The following is a 15,018-nucleotide window of genomic DNA, read 5'->3' as shown; positions in this document are numbered from 1 at the left end:
CCTATTTCGTGTCGCTGCCTGAGGGCGGCGGCACGGTGCTTTTGTAGGCCATCATCCCGTCGATCAGCGCTGCGCCTTCCGAGAGCAGGAACTGACGGAAAGCGAGTGCGACCGGCGGCAGCCGTTTGCTGCGGCGATGCACGACGTACCAGCTTTGCCATGCCGGAAAGCCCTGCACGTCGAGCACCGTCAACTGCCCCGTCTGCAACTCCATGCCGACGGTGTGCGCGGACAGGAAGCTGATCCCCATGCCCGCAATCACCGCCTGCTTGATGGTTTCCGTGCTGGAAATTTCCATCGCAATTTTCAGTTGCTGTGTGCGATGACCGAAAGCGTCCTGTAAGGAATTCCAGGTGTCGGAGCCGCGCTCCCGGCTGATGAACGGTTCTTGCGTCAGCCGTGAGAACGGAATCTGCTTCTGACCGGCCAGCGCATGACCGGGCGGGGCCACGATGATGTAAGGGTGCGGCGCGAAAGCTTCGTTGATCGTGTCGATCTCGTGAGGCGGACGCACCATCACCGCCAAATCGGTCAGGTTTTCGGTCAACTGGTGCAACAGTTCCTCGCGGTTATGCACCGTGAGGTTGAGCGTGACGCCGGGATAGCGTGCCGTGAACGCTGCCAGCAGGCGCGGGAAGAAGTAGTCGCCCGCGCTGATGACGGCCACGTTGAGTTTGCCGCCGGTAATGCCTTTGAGGTGATCCATCGCCTCTTCGGTTTCGCGAAAGAGGGCGATGATCGCGCGGCTGTAATGCAGCATCTCGGCGCCCGCGGGCGTCAGGAAAATTTTCTTGCCCAGTTGCTCGAAGAGCGGCAGTCCGGCGTGTGTTTCAAGCTGCTTGACCTGCGTCGAGACGGCCGGTTGTGTGAGGTGAAGTTCTTCGGCCGCGCGCGAAAAGCTCAGATGGCGCGCCACGGCTTCGAAGACTTTCAGCTGACGGAGTGTGGCGTGTTTCATGTTTGATCGATGTGCATGATGTGCTCCGGGAAGTATAAGTAATCGTTGATGGTTTGCATAATTAACTTTAACTGTCTTTTATATGTCGGGCTGCGTAATCTGCAATGGCAGCCCGCATGAAGGCGGTGTGACAGCAAAGCGTTGGAGGATGCGTCGCGCCAGAGAAGCAAGCGGGTTTGGACGATCACTATTTTGGGAGACGCCATCATGTCGGTCATCGAATCGCATATCAAACCCGCCGCTATGGCACCGGTTGCTAACGCTCATCTGCATGCGTTCAACAACGCATTCGTCGAACTGGGTCTGGACTGGTATTGGGATAACCACACCTACACCCGTTTGCTGCACACCACCGGCAATCAGGATTTGCCGCTGGCGTATCTCGAAGGCGTTTCGGCGCAAGCGTTGCGCATGGCCGAGCTGGTGATGATCGGGGCCTACCTCGACGGACATCAGCCGCACCTGCTGCGCGCTTACGAGCCGGAATTCCTGTGCGATCTGATTCACTGCACCAAGGTGCGTTGCTTCGAAGCGGCCAACGAAGGCCGTTCGATGCAAGCGCCGAGAGCCGTTGCGGCCTGAGTTTCACAACACGACAGGGGCTCAGACCCCGAGACAATAACTATGCATATTGGCATTCCAAAGGAGACGGCCGACGGCGAATCCCGCGTCGCGGCCACACCGGAAACGGTGAAGAAGCTGGTGAGCGCAGGACATCGCGTCACCGTGGAGCAGAGCGCAGGCGAGGCGGCGAGCGTACCGGATGCGGCGTATGTCGCAGCGGGCGCATCGACCGGCAGCGCTGCCGAGGCGTTCGGTGCCGAGATGGTGCTGAAGGTCCGTGCGCCGTCGGTGGCCGAGATCGCGCAGATGCGTCGCGGTGCGGTGGTCGTCGGCATGCTCAATCCGTTCGATGCCGAGAACAATGCGCGGATGGCGGCGGCCGGTATCATCGGCTTCGCGCTCGAAGCCGCACCGCGCACTACGCGTGCGCAAAGCATGGACGTCCTCTCCTCGCAGGCCAACATCGCTGGCTACAAGGCCGTGATGCTCGCTGCGAACCTCTATCAACGCTTCATGCCGATGCTGATGACGGCTGCCGGTACGGTGAAGGCTGCGCGCCTGGTCGTACTCGGTGCTGGCGTTGCTGGCTTGCAAGCCATTGCGACGGCCAAGCGTCTGGGCGCGGTGATCGAAGCGTCGGACGTGCGTCCGGCGGTGCGTGAGCAGATCGAATCGCTCGGCGCGAAGTTCATCGACGTGCCGTTCGAGACCGACGAAGAACGCGAGATCGCCAAGGGTGTGGGCGGTTACGCTCGCCCGATGCCTGCGGCATGGCTCGCGCGTCAGGCGCAACTGGTGCACACGCGTCTGACGCAGGCCGACATCGTCATCTCCACCGCCCTGATTCCGGGCCGTGCCGCGCCGACGCTCATTAGCGAAGACACCGTCAAAGCCATGAAGCCCGGCTCGGTGATCATCGATCTGGCGGCCGGGCGCGGTGCCAACGGCGGCGGCAACTGCCCGCTGTCGGTAGCCGACGAAGTCGTCAAAGTGCACGGCGTGACCATCGCGGGGTACACCAACCTTGCCGGTATGGTGGCTGCGGACGCTTCCGCGCTTTATGCCCGTAACGTGCTCGACTTCCTGAAGCTCGTCATCGACAAGGAAGGTCAGTTCGTCATCGATACCAACGACGACATCGTCAGTGCGTGCCTGATGTGCCGCGACGGTCAAGTGCTGCGTGCGGCATAAGGGGAGGCTCTGTCATGGAATTGATTAATCACACGGTGATCAACCTGATCATCTTCGTGCTGGCGGTGTACGTCGGCTATCACGTGGTGTGGAACGTCACGCCTGCGCTGCACACGCCGCTCATGGCGGTGACCAATGCGATCTCGGCCATCGTGATCGTAGGCGCAATGCTGGCCGCCGGTCTCACCGAAGGCAACCTCGGCAAGACGATGGGTGTGGTGGCGGTGGCGCTTGCAGCGGTGAACGTGTTCGGGGGCTTCCTCGTCACGCAGCGCATGCTGGAGATGTTCAAGAAAAAGGATAAGGCCCCTGCCAAGGCGGCTAACGACGAATCGGCAGCAAAGGGAGCGCACTGACATGAGCATGAATCTTGTGACGCTGTTGTATCTGGTCGCGTCGATCTGTTTCATTCAGGCGCTCAAGGGCTTGTCGAACCCGCGCATGGCGCGTCGCGGCAATGCCTTCGGCATGATCGGCATGACGATTGCGGCCGTGACGACCGTGGCGCTGATCTTCGAGTTGCGCAAGCTCTCTGGCGGCAATTTCTCCGGTCTGGGACTGATCCTCGCGGGTCTGGTTGTCGGTGGCGGTATCGGTGCCTACGTCGCCCGCAAGGTCGAGATGACGAAGATGCCGGAACTCGTGGCCGCCATGCACTCGCTGATCGGTCTGGCGGCGGTGTGTATCGCTGTCGCTGCGGTGGCAGAGCCGGCAGCGTTCGGTATCGTCGCCGCAGGTGAGGCACTGCCCCCGGGCAACCGCATCGAACTGTTCATCGGCACGTTCGTCGGCGCGATCACGTTCTCGGGTTCGGTCATCGCCTTCGGCAAGCTTTCGGGCAAGTACAAGTTCCGTCTGTTCCAGGGCGCGCCGGTCGTGTTCAAGGGCCAGCACTTCGTGAACCTGGCGCTCGCGATTGCGATGCTCGGCTTCGGCGTTGCGTTCTTCACGACGCTGAGCTGGACGCCGTTCGTCATCATGACCGCCATCGCCTTCGTGCTCGGCGTGCTCATCATCATCCCGATTGGCGGCGCAGACATGCCGGTCGTGGTCTCGATGCTGAACTCGTACTCGGGCTGGGCAGCAGCGGGCATCGGCTTCTCGCTGAACAACCCGATGCTGATCATCGCGGGTTCGCTGGTCGGCTCGTCCGGCGCGATCCTGTCGTACATCATGTGTAAGGCGATGAACCGCTCGTTCTTCAACGTGATTCTCGGCGGCTTCGGTGCGACCCCGGCCGCGGGTGCTGCGGCGGGCGAACAGCAACAGCGTCCGGTGAAGTCCGGCTCGCCCGACGACGCAGCGTTCCTCATGAGCAACGCCGAATCGCTGGTGATCGTGCCGGGTTACGGTCTGGCCGTGGCACGTGCGCAGCATGCTCTCAAGGAACTGACGGACAAGCTGATCGAGAAGGGCGTGAGCGTACGTTACGCGATTCACCCGGTGGCGGGGCGTATGCCGGGGCATATGAACGTGCTGCTGGCCGAAGCCGAAGTGCCGTACGACCAGGTGCTGGAGATGGACGAAATCAACGGCGAATTCGGTCAGACGGACGTGGTGCTGGTGTTGGGCGCCAACGACGTGGTGAACCCGGCCGCGAAGAACGATCCGCAATCACCGATCGCTGGCATGCCGATCATCGAGGCTTACAAGGCCAAGACGATCATCGTCAACAAGCGCTCGATGGCCGCCGGTTATGCCGGGCTGGATAACGATCTCTTCTATCTCGACAAGACCATGATGGTCTTCGGCGACGCGAAGAAGGTGATCGAGGAAATGGTCAAGGCAGCGGCCTGATCGAAGCATGTACGGAGGCGCGCCGCCGTGGGCGGCGCGCCTGAGTCATTTGTGGCTAGTTCGAATACTTACGGGCAGGCTTTATGAACGTATCGCTGAGACAACTCAAGGTCTTCATGGTCGTGGCGCGCAGCAAGAATTTCAGTCGCGCGGGCGCCGAGATCGGCCTGACACAACCGGCCATCAGCCGCTGCATCAACGAACTCGAAGGGCAACTCGGCCTGCGCCTCGTCGACCGCACGACGCGCGAGGTCGCACTCACCGACGCGGGTGTCACGCTCGCCACCAACCTCGATCGCGTGCTCGACGAACTCGAAATCGCGTTGCTCCAGACCCACGGGGCAGAGGCGCGCACCACCGGTCGTGTACGCATTGGCGCAGCACCGACCATCTCCGCGACGCTCATGCCGCGCGTGTTGCTCGCTTCGCAAGCCACCTATCCGGACATCGCGCTCGCACTCGTCGACCAGATGCAACGCGCCGTGCTCGACAGCGTGCGCGCGGGCGATGTCGACTTCGGCATCGTGGTGGCCCCGCAAGGTGCCGACGATCTGACGACCGAGCATCTGATGAGCGAACCGTTTTGCCTCGTGTGCCGCAACGATCACCCGCTGGCAATGCAAGGCGCTGTGCACTGGTCGGAGTTGTCGGGCGAGAACCTCGTGCTGCTCAACCAGAGTTCGGGTAGCCGTCCGCTGATCGACCGCGCGCTCACCACGCAGAAAGTGCAGGGGACCATCACGCAGGAGCTGGGGCATGTCAGCACAATTTTCCGCATGGTGCAGGAAGGGCTGGGCGTGAGCGTGCTGCCGCCGCTGGCGTTGCCGCTGCCGGAGAATTCCACGCTCGCCGTGCGTCCGCTGCTGCCCGCCTTCGAGCGCAACATCGTGCTCGTGCGTCGCAAGAACCGCTCGCTCTCGCCCGTCGCGCATACGGTGTGGGAGTTGATTCACCGCGTGGTGCGCGAACGGAACAAGGGATTTGCACTCACGCCGGAGCAGATCAGCGCTGCTTCGACGCTCGCTGCGCAATGATTCTCTGAGTTGAATCAACCACTTGAGTCCTCTCATCAAGGACTTGTCCACAGACTTGAACACAAAATCTGTGGATAAATCGGCGGTGCCTGCCCGTCTTTTGCCTGCGGGCGCCGCCGCCTGATCGCCTGCGTCGAAATCTCCATACCGATCAAGTGCTTGGCACGTTGTCCCCGTTCGTTGTCCACAGCCTTGTGAACAAAAACGGTGGATAAGTCGTGGGCGGTCGCACGCCGCCGTGCGCGCACGCGTTGAGCGGGATTCGCGACGACGTTGCCGAAAGTGCACTGTGCTGTCACATAGAGTGCGCTAGAATTCTCAACATCAATTGCGAGATCCGCAACGTCGGACGCTCGTCGACCGCATCAAAACGTTCATGACGACCAGGTAGTGTTCTCTGCCTCGTCACCCCAGAATTCCCGCACTTCTTCAATTCCCATGACTTCTGAAATCGCGAAGCCGCGCACGGGCTTTTGGCCTGCGCGCGCGGCAACGATGGCATTGCTGTTTTGCAGCGGATTCCTGTATGCGACGTGGGGCGTACATGTGCCCACCGTCAAGGCGATGTTCGACCTGAACGATGCAAGCTTGTCGGTGGCGATGTTCGCCGTGGCGGGCGGTGCCATCGTCACCATGTCGCGCATGGCCCGCTGGGTCGGGCGCGCAGGTAGTCAGCGCGCGAGCTTGCACTCCGGCATTGCGCTGGCGCTCACGAGCGCGTTCATTCTGTCGATGCCCAGTTACTGGGGCCTCGTGGGCTGGCTGGCGCTTTACGGCGCGGCGAACGCGACGTACGACGTGGCCGTCAATGCGCAGGCCGCAACGCTCGAAGCGCGTTATCGCAAGCCGATCATGGCGTCGCTGCACGGCTGCTTCAGTCTGGGCGGCATGGCCGGTGCGCTCGTGGGCGGCGCGTGGCTCGCGCATCACGGCTCGCCGCAGTGGCATATCGGACTGGCGGCGCTCGGCTGCGCGGTGGTGATCGTCGTCGGCGCGCGCTTCATGCAGCGAGACATGATGCCGGGCGAAGCCCCGGTGACGCGGACAGAAGCGGGCGAGGGGCGCGAAGCGTCGCACAAGCACGCGCCGCCACCCGTGCTGGACGAGGCGTCGCGTCGCAAGCTGCATCGCAAACTGACGGGCTTCGGCATCCTCGCGTTCCTCGGTCTGGTGGTGGAGGGCGCAATGTATGACTGGACGGCCGTGTATATGCGCGAAGTGGTTCTGGCGCAGGGCGCGTGGATCGGCGCGGGCTATGCGGCGTTTTCCGTCGGCATGGCCGCAGGTCGCTTCGGTGGCGATCCCGTCCGCGCCCGCATTGGCGGCGCGCGTTTGCTGCGCGTGAGCAGTTTGCTATGTGTCGGCGGCGTGTTGCTCGCGCTGTTCTGGCGTGAACCGGCGGCCGTGGTGGCGGGCTTTGCACTCGCGGGCCTCGGCTTGTCGAACGTGATGCCGGTGATGTTTGCGGCGTCGGGCGAAGTGGCGCGTGGTGCCGGGATGGCGAGCGCAGAAGCGATTGCCGTCATGGCGAAGCTCGCCTACCTCGGGCTGCTGATCGGCCCAGTGCTGATCGGTGCCATCGCACACGGCATCAGCCTGCCATTCGCGCTCGGCGCGGGGCTGCTGTGCATTGTGCCCATCGCATTGCTCGCGCCGAAGATGCTGGCCGGTGTGGACGGACGCGCCGCAAAGCACTGAGCTGGCAGCCCATCCGGTTGTCTAGCAAGGGCAGGCGCGTTGCGAAGGTCCATGCCCCGGACGCGCCGTTCTCCTTACTTCAACGTCACGGCGACTTCGCCCACGCCATCGATCACGCCGCGCAGCTCACCCGGACCAGTGGCGGGAATCATGCCGACGTACGAGCCGCAGGTCACGATCGCGCCCGCGCGCATCGTGATGCCGCGCTTGCCGTTGTGATTGACGAGCCACGTGAGCAGCGTGCGCGGGTCGCCGCCCGTGTTGAAGACCTTGGCGGGCGTGATGTCGCGACCATCGAGCGAGAAGACGGCCTTCGGGCGCGAGTAATCGAAACGTGCCTCGTATCCGCGACCGCTGCCGATCACGAGCGCCCCGTTGTTCTGAAGGTCGGCCAGCGCAAAGCGGCTGTCGAGTCCCTTCTCCGCGAAACGGCTGTCGGTGATTTCGATGGTGGCGAGCATGTCGTCCACGAACATCATGGCTTCACGTTCTTCATAGCGGCCCGGCTTGATGTCGCGCGACAGGCGGAAAGCGATCTCCAGTTCTAGCCCGGGGCGGAAGAAGTCGTTCAGCGCGAGTGCGCCACCAGCGTTGCTGACCACCGACGCCGGGATCGGCGCGCAATTGGGTAAGTCCATCGGGGCTTTCGCGCCCACTTTCCATGCCGCAATCGTGTCGCCGAGCAGATCGAGCGTGCGCAGTTGCACTGCGTAAGCGGTGTTGGCGTCGACCGGCAGCAGCGCCGGGGCTGGCGAGGCGATGGGCGTGTCGCCACGACGCGTGTCGGCGAGCAGGCGAGCCAGCGACTCGACGGCGGGTTGGGTCTCGAACATCTTGCAAATCTCCAGAGGGAAGGGCGCTGCGTCAGTGGATTGCCGAACACAGTTGTCCACATCGTATCCAAAATCCGAGCGATGTTGCGGTGCGGCGCAAACATGTCGCGTACTTAGTGAAAACACCACATAACGTAGTCAAAACTGCATCGATCTGCGAGAATCGGTCTTCGTAATATTTCGTAATATTTGATCGCAAACCGAAATATTTCGTGTGGCGAGGCTTCGGTCGGGTTTGCCGTCGTCCGCGAAGGTGCTTTACAGGCAGTCGCTGTCTTTCTTCCTAAAACGAATGACCAGGGCAAGCTTATGCACTCCGTGACATTGAACGCCGTACGCGACCCCGCTATTCATCCGCCAGACACAGGCGGGAGTCAACCCATCAGCCGTCAGGCGCTGCATCTCGCCGTGATGGACAGGCTGCGCAAGATGATCACCGAGGGCGTTCTGCCGCCCGGCGCCCATCTGAACGAACGTGCGCTGTGCGAGCAATTGGGGGTGTCGCGCACGCCGCTGCGCGAGGCGCTGAAGATGCTCGCCGTCGAACGTCTGATCGATCTGCTGCCGAATCGCGGGGCGCGCGTTGTGACGTTGTCCGCGAGCGATATCTCCGATGCCTTCGAACTCCTGAGCGGTCTGGAGGCGCTGGCCGGTGAGCTGGCGTGCCAGCGCATCACGCAAGCCGAGATCGACGAGATTCAGGAGCTGCATAGTGCGATGGACGCTTGCCATGCCAACGGCGATCTGTCGGGCTACTTCGACTGCAATCAGCGCATTCACGACCGCATCAACGTCGCGGCGCGCAATCCGGCGCTCACGCAGATGTATCAGTCGGTCAATCATCGGCTTCAGGCGCTGCGCTTTCGCTCCAACCTGCATGCGGGGAAGTGGGATCGCGCTATCGAAGAGCACGTCGAGATTCTCCATGCCTTGCGTCAGCGCGACGGCGCCACGCTCGGGCGACTGCTGCGCGTGCATCTGATGGCGAAGTGCGCGGCGGTGCTTGCCAATAAACGCGTGGCGGCCTGACCGTCCGTCAGGCGGCGCGACTCATGCTCACGAGTCCTTCGTTGAGCATGGCCGCCACATAGGCGTCGGTCTTGCTGCGCAAGTGCGCTTCCATCAATGTGCGAAGCCGCTTTCCATCGCGTCGGCGCAGCAACGCCAGCATCTCCGCATGTTCGTCCACGGCCTGACGCCACCGTTCGGGCGTCGGCGTCAGGCGCTCCCGTACATGGCGCAAGCGCGCGTTGAGATTGTGGAAATACTCGGCCAGCGGGCCGTTGTCGGCCATGCGCAGAATGCTGAGGTGGATCTGCTGATTGAGCGCGAAGTAGGCGGCGTGATCGGTACGTGCGTACGCCGACTCCATCTCCTCTTGTAGTCGGGTGAGTTCATCGAGGTCGGCCTCCGAGGCCTTCTCGCACGCCTGCTCTCCCGAGAGTCCTTCCAACACCGCCATCACCGCCAGCAGGTTCACGACTTCATCGACGCTCACTCGCGCCACGCGTGCCCGCCGTGTCTCCGAGATTTCCACCAGTCCTTCGTTGGCCAGCCGCTTGAGCGCCTCGCGCAGCGGCGTGCGCGACACCGCGAGTTCGTCGCACAGGGCGCGCTCGGACAATGGCGCGCCGGGGCGCAGGTCCCCGCGCACGATGCGTGCCTTGAGGGCGTCATACGCGGCGGCATTCAGCGAAGCGGTGGTGCTCATGTGCGGGGGTGTTGAGGTTGGAATACCAATTTTGATGTCGATCACCGAGGGCGTCAATCGGCAATCGCCTGATATTCAACGTTAACCCTGATTTATTCGATTGTTGCTTGTCAATTGAAGGTGTCTGCTTCTATCGTTAACGAAAAATTGGTATACCAAAAATCGTTATCCGCCGACGTTACATACATGTTGGCGACTCCAGGAGGCAATGTGACATCGACCGTTCTGACCGAGCGACACGGCGCGATTGCGCTGGTCACGCTCAACCGTCCCGAAAAGCTCAATGCGTTGACCAAGCCGATGTGGCAGGCGTTGGGCGACACGATTCTGACGTTGTCCGAGTCTTCTGACGTGCGCTGCATTGTGTTGCGTGGGGCAGGCGAAAAGGCCTTCGCGCCGGGCAACGACATCGCCGAGTTCGAGACCGATCGCGCCAACGTGGAGCAGGCGCGAACGTACGGCGCGCTCATGCATCGCACGCTCGATGCGCTGACGAACTGCCCAGTGCCCCTCGTCGCCATGATTCATGGCATCTGCGTCGGGGGCGGCATGGAGATTGCGGCGTCGTGCGACATCCGCATTTGTGGCGAGTCGAGTCGCTTCGGCGCACCGATCAACAAACTCGGTCTGGTGATGGCGCATGCGGAGTTGTCCGGCCTCGTACGCTTGCTCGGCCCGACCAAGGCGCTGGAGATTCTGCTCGAAGGCCGCATCTTCGATGCGCAGGAGGCGCTGCGCATCGGGGCTGTCACACGCGTGGTGGCGGATAGCGACGTCACCCGCGAAGCGCTCGCCACGGCCGACCGCATCGCCGCCGGTGCACCGCTTGTCGCGCGCTGGCACAAGCGCTTCGTGCGTGAGCTGGTGAGCGGCAAGCCTCTCACGCCCGCGCAGATCGACGAAGGGTTCGCGTGTTTCGGCACCGCCGACTTTCAGGCGGGCTATCGTGCGTTCCTTGCGAAGACGATGCCGGTATTCGAGGGCCGCTGAGATGACCGATACGAAAGCAGATACGGCAAAGAAGGGCGGCCCGTTGCAGGGCGTCAAGGTGATCGAGCTGTCGCACATCATGTCCGGCCCGGTGTGCGGGATGATGCTCGCGGACATGGGCGCCGACGTCATCAAGGTCGAGAAGATGGAAGGCGACGACGCGCGCCGTTTCGCGCCGATCCTCTCGCACGGCGAGTCGGCGTCGTTCATGATGCTCAACCGCAACAAGCGCGGCATCGCGCTCAATCTCAAGACCGACGGCGGCAAGGCCGTGTTGCGCAAGATGCTCGCGAGTGCCGACGTCGTCACCGAGAACTATCGCAAGGGCACGATGGAAAAGCTGGGACTCGGCTATGACACGTTGCGCGAAGCCAATCCGGGGCTGATCTACTGTTCCATCTCGGGCTATGGACGCACGGGGCCTTACGCGGACAAAGGCGGATTCGATCTGATCGCGCAGGGCCTGTCGGGGTTGATGAGCGTGACAGGCGAACCGGGGCAGGCGCCGATCAAGGCCGGTTCGCCGATTGCCGACATCAACGCGGGCATTCTGGCGGCGCTCGGCATCTCGGCCGCTTACGCGCACCGGTTGCGCACCGGGCAAGGCCAGATCGTGGATACGTCGCTGCTCGAAGCGGGTTTTCAGCAGATGTACTGGGCCGCGGCAAACTTCTTCGCCAGCGGCGAGAATCCGCCGAAGTTCGGCTCCGCCAACCCGACCAGCACGCCGTATCAGGCGTTTCGCACACAAGACGGCTGGATCAACATCGGTGCTGCGAATCAGGCCAATTACGAACGTCTGCTGCAAGTACTCGACGCGCCGGAAATCGCAGGTGATCCGCGCTTCGCCACCAATGCAGGGCGCACCGCCCATCGCGACGAACTCGTCGAGCGCCTCACCGCCTATCTGATGCGCGATACGACGCAGCGCTGGGTGGAACGCCTCGACGCGGTCGGTCTGCCGGTTGGGCCAGTGCTGCCGATTTCCGAGGCCGTGTCGCATCCGCAGATCGTGGCGCGCGAGATGGTGGTCGAAACGCAGCATCCGCTCGATGGCCCAACCCGCAGCATCGGCCTGCCGATTCGATTCTCGGAGACGCCGAAGTGTACCGGTGGGCCTGCACCGCGTCTGGGCGAGCACACTTCCGAGGTGTTGGCCGAATATGGCTTCGATGCCGAGCATGTTCGCGCCCTGATCGCGCAAGGAGCGGTGCATGCGCTGGAAGAGGGCGCTACGGTGACGGCATGATGTATGCCTGGCTGCTGCAGTGCGGATTCTCCGCGAGTTGACTCGCGAAACGTCACCGAGCGGCAATTTAAGCGAACTTCCCTCCCGGTCGCCGGTCGGTTTTTGAACTGGCCGGCGATATCTTCATTTCTCGACGATGCGCGCGAAGTGGAGGCGGTCGCCAGTCCCGATCAATCCGACCCGACGCAACGTCGTAAGGAGGGAAGGCATGACCCCTGGCAGAATCCTCGGCAATTCGCCCATTGCATTGCCCGAACGGTGGTCCTGCGTCCGCGAGACGCGTACCATTGAGCCTCATACGCTTGCGCTCCCCCGGTCATTGGCGACAACGTCGCGCACCGTGACGGCATCGGGGGCGTTGGTCCTCTCCTGTTCGCGAGGTGAGCATGCCGGCACGTATTGAAGATTACGCAATGATTGGCGACTGCCGAAGCGCCGCGCTGGTTGCGCGCGACGGCTCCATCGACTGGCTCTGCTGGCCGTACTTCGATTCCCCGGCGTGCTTTGCCGCGTTGCTCGGCGGCCCCGAGCATGGCCGCTGGCGAATCGCCCCCGAAGATCCGCACGCCACTTCCACGCGCCGTTACCACGATGACACGCTGATTCTCGAGACGCGTTTCGAGACGATGGAAGGTTGCGTCGCCGTGATCGACTTCATGCCGTTGCGCGATGGTGCTGCTGACCTGGTGCGTCTGGTGAAAGGCGTGCACGGCACGGTGACGATGTCGATGGAGCTGATCCTGCGCTTCGATTACGGCGCATCGGTGCCGTGGTCGCGTCCGCTCGATGCTGATGATCCGACCGGCCCTGGCATGCGTCTTATCGCCGGGCCGGACAAGGTCGTCATGCGCACGCCTGTCGAGATTCAGGATGTGCCGGGCAGCCTGCGCGCGCGCTTCGACGTGAAGGCGGGCGAGACGGTGCCGTTCGTGCTGTCGCGCGTGCCGTCGCATCACGCCGATCCCCGCGAAATCGATCCGCTCGCGGCGCTCACCGATACCGAACGTTACTGGCGCACCTGGGCCAATCGCTGTCAGCTCGACGGACGATGGTCGTCGGCGATTCGTCGCTCCCTCATCGTGCTCAAGGCGCTCACGTTCGTGCCGACGGGCGGTGTGGTCGCGGCACCCACGACATCGCTGCCGGAACAATTGGGCGGCGAGCGTAACTGGGATTATCGCTATTGCTGGCTGCGCGACGCCACGCTCACGTTACAGGCACTCATGCTCGGCGGCTATTACACCGAGGCGAACGACTGGAGTCACTGGCTCGTGCGTGCGGTGGCCGGTGCGCCGTCGCAAGTGCAGATCATGTATGGCTTGTCCGGCGAGCGGCGTTTGCCGGAATGGGAAGTCGACTGGTTGCCGGGCTACGAAGGCGCGAAGCCGGTGCGGGTCGGCAACGGTGCGGTGGGGCAGTTGCAGTTGGACGTCTACGGTGAAGTGATGGACGCGCTGCATCAGTCTCGTCTGGGCGGATTGCCGCCGGTCGACGCCACCTGGGAGGTGCAGACGAAGCTTGTTGCGCATCTCGAAACCGTGTGGCGAGAGCCGGACGAGGGCATTTGGGAAGTGCGTGGCGGCCGTCAACACTTCACGTATTCGAAGGTCATGGCTTGGGTAGCGTTCGATCGCGCGATCAAGTCGGCCGAGCGTTTCGGTTTGCCGGGACCGGTAGATCACTGGCGTCGGCTGTGCAAGGAGATTCACGCCGATGTTTGCGCCAATGGCTTCGACAAGCAGCGCAACGCGTTCATGCAGGCGTACGGCTCGTCGGAGATGGATGCGAGCGTGCTGATGATTCCGCTCGTGGGGTTCTTGCCCCCGGAGGATCCGCGCGTGATCGGCACCATCGAGGCGGTCGAGCGCGAGTTGATGCGCGACGGGCTGGTGCAGCGCTACCGCACGAGCCGCGTCGACGACGGGTTGCCCGCAGGCGAGGGCGCGTTCCTCGCGTGCAGCTTCTGGATGGTCGATTGCCTCGTGATGATCGGCCGTCATCGCGATGCCCGGGCGTTGTTCGAGCGGTTGCTGTCGTTGCGCAACGACGTCGGTCTGCTGGCCGAGGAATACGACACCACGCATGAGCGTCAGGTCGGCAACTTCCCGCAGGCGTTCTCGCATATCGCGCTCGTGCATGCGGCGATTCGTCTGGATGCACTCGCCGACGACGACCGCGCCGACGACGCCGATGTGCAAGAGACCGACGACGAAGCGCGCTACGAGCATGTGGGCTATCGCGCGGATAAAGCGGTCAGAGCCTGACGGAAGGGTGGGTTTCGTAGGGGGAATGTAGGGAATTAAAGGATTTCGTGAAATATGCCGTAATACTTTCGAATCCTTACTTTCTCTCATTTCCCCCATTTCCACGGAGACCCCTCGCTCCATGACGATCATTATTCCGACCAAGGGCAACGCCACGTCCAGCATGCTGGAGATCTGGCAGTCGCATATCCAGCAACAGCAGGCGGACAAGGCGCAGGCGGCGGCCAAAACGGCAGCCGCTACCGGCACCGTCAATCAGGCAGCCTCGACGAAGTCGGCCGGTGCCGACGACGCGGCCAAACCGGCCACTGCCAACACCGATGCCACGACCAACACCGACACCGCTGAGAACAACGGCGTGAGCCGTCTGGGCGACAAGACGCTGGTGGATCTGCGCTCGATGAACGAAAGCGCCAAGCAGCAGGGGCAGGCGCTGTCCGCGACGGACGGCGGCTCTGGCGACGACATCAAGGCGCAGACGATCCGCAAGCTCAAGGAAATGCTGGCGAAGGTGATGAAGCAGTTGGACGCGGTGCGCACCAACGACCGTCTCCCGCCCGAGGACAAGCTCCAGCAGACAAACGCGCTGTCCGCTCAGGCCATGTCGATTCAGGCGCAGATTCTCGCGCTCATGGCCCCGACGAAGGCCACCGGCAACAACGTCAACACGACCGCCTGACGTTCCTGACGGTCGCGCAAACGCTTTTGTCCGACGCATCTCTGTGTATC

Annotated in this window: 14 protein-coding genes; 11 read left to right on the top strand and 3 right to left on the bottom strand. The window is 62.8% G+C overall.

Translation table 11 applies throughout. The annotated features are described in order from the left end of the window. Position 1: 1 nt before the first annotated feature. Entirely contained in the window at positions 2 to 958 is a 957-nt protein-coding gene (locus PCO31010_RS19035; protein WP_150665655.1) for a LysR family transcriptional regulator, read from the bottom strand. Between the two features lie 207 nt (positions 959 to 1,165). Here PCO31010_RS19035 and PCO31010_RS26980 point away from each other — a divergent pair, with 207 nt between their 5' ends. From PCO31010_RS26980 to PCO31010_RS19005, 6 genes are all read left to right on the top strand, one after another. Continuing rightward, positions 1,166 to 1,540, top strand: coding sequence for an HAD family hydrolase (locus PCO31010_RS26980; protein WP_246184683.1), 375 nt, complete (start codon positions 1,166 to 1,168; stop codon positions 1,538 to 1,540). A gap of 42 nt (positions 1,541 to 1,582) precedes the next feature. Then, positions 1,583 to 2,713, top strand: a complete 1,131-nt coding sequence (locus PCO31010_RS19025) for a Re/Si-specific NAD(P)(+) transhydrogenase subunit alpha (protein WP_039399634.1) — start codon at positions 1,583 to 1,585, stop codon at positions 2,711 to 2,713. A 14-nt stretch (positions 2,714 to 2,727) separates the two neighbouring features. Next, entirely contained in the window at positions 2,728 to 3,069 is a 342-nt protein-coding gene (locus PCO31010_RS19020) for an NAD(P) transhydrogenase subunit alpha part 2 (RefSeq protein WP_039399633.1), read from the top strand. A gap of 1 nt (position 3,070) precedes the next feature. Next, positions 3,071 to 4,510, top strand: a complete 1,440-nt coding sequence (locus PCO31010_RS19015) for an NAD(P)(+) transhydrogenase (Re/Si-specific) subunit beta (protein ID WP_150665654.1) — start codon at positions 3,071 to 3,073, stop codon at positions 4,508 to 4,510. An 83-nt stretch (positions 4,511 to 4,593) separates the two neighbouring features. After that, the gene (locus tag PCO31010_RS19010; RefSeq protein WP_150665653.1) at positions 4,594 to 5,544 is read left to right on the top strand and encodes a LysR family transcriptional regulator; all 951 of its coding nucleotides are present in this window, start codon (positions 4,594 to 4,596) and stop codon (positions 5,542 to 5,544) included. Between the two features lie 438 nt (positions 5,545 to 5,982). Beyond that, entirely contained in the window at positions 5,983 to 7,242 is a 1,260-nt protein-coding gene (locus PCO31010_RS19005; RefSeq protein WP_150665652.1) for an MFS transporter, read from the top strand. 74 nt (positions 7,243 to 7,316) lie between these two features. On the opposite strand, the gene PCO31010_RS19000 is transcribed toward PCO31010_RS19005, so the two are convergent. Continuing rightward, positions 7,317 to 8,075: a 2-keto-4-pentenoate hydratase gene (locus PCO31010_RS19000; RefSeq protein ID WP_150665651.1), complete on the bottom strand. Its 759-nt coding sequence runs from the start codon at positions 8,073 to 8,075 to the stop codon at positions 7,317 to 7,319. Between the two features lie 309 nt (positions 8,076 to 8,384). Between PCO31010_RS19000 and PCO31010_RS18995 the strand changes: the two genes are divergently transcribed. Then, positions 8,385 to 9,104: a GntR family transcriptional regulator gene (locus tag PCO31010_RS18995; protein WP_150665650.1), complete on the top strand. Its 720-nt coding sequence runs from the start codon at positions 8,385 to 8,387 to the stop codon at positions 9,102 to 9,104. A 7-nt stretch (positions 9,105 to 9,111) separates the two neighbouring features. On the opposite strand, the gene PCO31010_RS18990 is transcribed toward PCO31010_RS18995, so the two are convergent. Further along, complete coding sequence (locus tag PCO31010_RS18990) at positions 9,112 to 9,786, bottom strand: GntR family transcriptional regulator (protein ID WP_150665649.1); 675 nt, start codon at positions 9,784 to 9,786, stop codon at positions 9,112 to 9,114. A gap of 186 nt (positions 9,787 to 9,972) precedes the next feature. Here PCO31010_RS18990 and PCO31010_RS18985 point away from each other — a divergent pair, with 186 nt between their 5' ends. The 4 genes from PCO31010_RS18985 (at position 9,973) to PCO31010_RS18970 (ending at position 14,968) form a co-directional block, all read left to right on the top strand. Beyond that, positions 9,973 to 10,776: an enoyl-CoA hydratase/isomerase family protein gene (locus tag PCO31010_RS18985; RefSeq protein WP_150665648.1), complete on the top strand. Its 804-nt coding sequence runs from the start codon at positions 9,973 to 9,975 to the stop codon at positions 10,774 to 10,776. A 1-nt stretch (position 10,777) separates the two neighbouring features. Further along, positions 10,778 to 12,025 carry a CaiB/BaiF CoA transferase family protein gene (locus PCO31010_RS18980; protein ID WP_150665647.1) on the top strand — a complete coding sequence of 416 codons (1,248 nt, stop codon included), beginning with the start codon at positions 10,778 to 10,780 and terminating at the stop codon, positions 12,023 to 12,025. 386 nt (positions 12,026 to 12,411) lie between these two features. Beyond that, a complete protein-coding gene (locus PCO31010_RS18975; protein WP_150665646.1) occupies positions 12,412 to 14,289 on the top strand; it encodes a glycoside hydrolase family 15 protein in 1,878 nt (625 codons plus the stop codon). A 121-nt stretch (positions 14,290 to 14,410) separates the two neighbouring features. Beyond that, positions 14,411 to 14,968: a FlxA-like family protein gene (locus tag PCO31010_RS18970; RefSeq protein WP_150665645.1), complete on the top strand. Its 558-nt coding sequence runs from the start codon at positions 14,411 to 14,413 to the stop codon at positions 14,966 to 14,968. Positions 14,969 to 15,018 lie beyond the last annotated feature (50 nt).

This window comes from Pandoraea commovens (genome assembly GCF_902459615.1).
GTDB lineage: Bacteria > Pseudomonadota > Gammaproteobacteria > Burkholderiales > Burkholderiaceae > Pandoraea > Pandoraea commovens.
This window is presented reverse-complemented; position numbering and strand designations above follow the sequence as displayed.

Bases quoted from the DNA above. Each gene is read 5' to 3' on its own strand.
- PCO31010_RS18995 (WP_150665650.1), top strand. From the start codon at position 8,385: ATGCACTCCGTGACATTGAACGCCGTACGCGACCCCGCTATTCATCCG.
- PCO31010_RS26980 (WP_246184683.1), top strand. From the start codon at position 1,166: ATGTCGGTCATCGAATCGCATATCAAACCCGCCGCTATGGCACCGGTT.
- PCO31010_RS19010 (WP_150665653.1), top strand. From the start codon at position 4,594: ATGAACGTATCGCTGAGACAACTCAAGGTCTTCATGGTCGTGGCGCGC.
- PCO31010_RS18970 (WP_150665645.1), top strand. From the start codon at position 14,411: ATGACGATCATTATTCCGACCAAGGGCAACGCCACGTCCAGCATGCTG.
- PCO31010_RS18985 (WP_150665648.1), top strand. From the start codon at position 9,973: ATGTTGGCGACTCCAGGAGGCAATGTGACATCGACCGTTCTGACCGAG.
- PCO31010_RS19000 (WP_150665651.1), bottom strand. From the start codon at position 8,075: ATGTTCGAGACCCAACCCGCCGTCGAGTCGCTGGCTCGCCTGCTCGCC.
- PCO31010_RS18990 (WP_150665649.1), bottom strand. From the start codon at position 9,786: ATGAGCACCACCGCTTCGCTGAATGCCGCCGCGTATGACGCCCTCAAG.
- PCO31010_RS18980 (WP_150665647.1), top strand. From the start codon at position 10,778: ATGACCGATACGAAAGCAGATACGGCAAAGAAGGGCGGCCCGTTGCAG.
- PCO31010_RS19015 (WP_150665654.1), top strand. From the start codon at position 3,071: ATGAGCATGAATCTTGTGACGCTGTTGTATCTGGTCGCGTCGATCTGT.
- PCO31010_RS18975 (WP_150665646.1), top strand. From the start codon at position 12,412: ATGCCGGCACGTATTGAAGATTACGCAATGATTGGCGACTGCCGAAGC.
- PCO31010_RS19035 (WP_150665655.1), bottom strand. From the start codon at position 958: ATGAAACACGCCACACTCCGTCAGCTGAAAGTCTTCGAAGCCGTGGCG.
- PCO31010_RS19025 (WP_039399634.1), top strand. From the start codon at position 1,583: ATGCATATTGGCATTCCAAAGGAGACGGCCGACGGCGAATCCCGCGTC.
- PCO31010_RS19005 (WP_150665652.1), top strand. From the start codon at position 5,983: ATGACTTCTGAAATCGCGAAGCCGCGCACGGGCTTTTGGCCTGCGCGC.
- PCO31010_RS19020 (WP_039399633.1), top strand. From the start codon at position 2,728: ATGGAATTGATTAATCACACGGTGATCAACCTGATCATCTTCGTGCTG.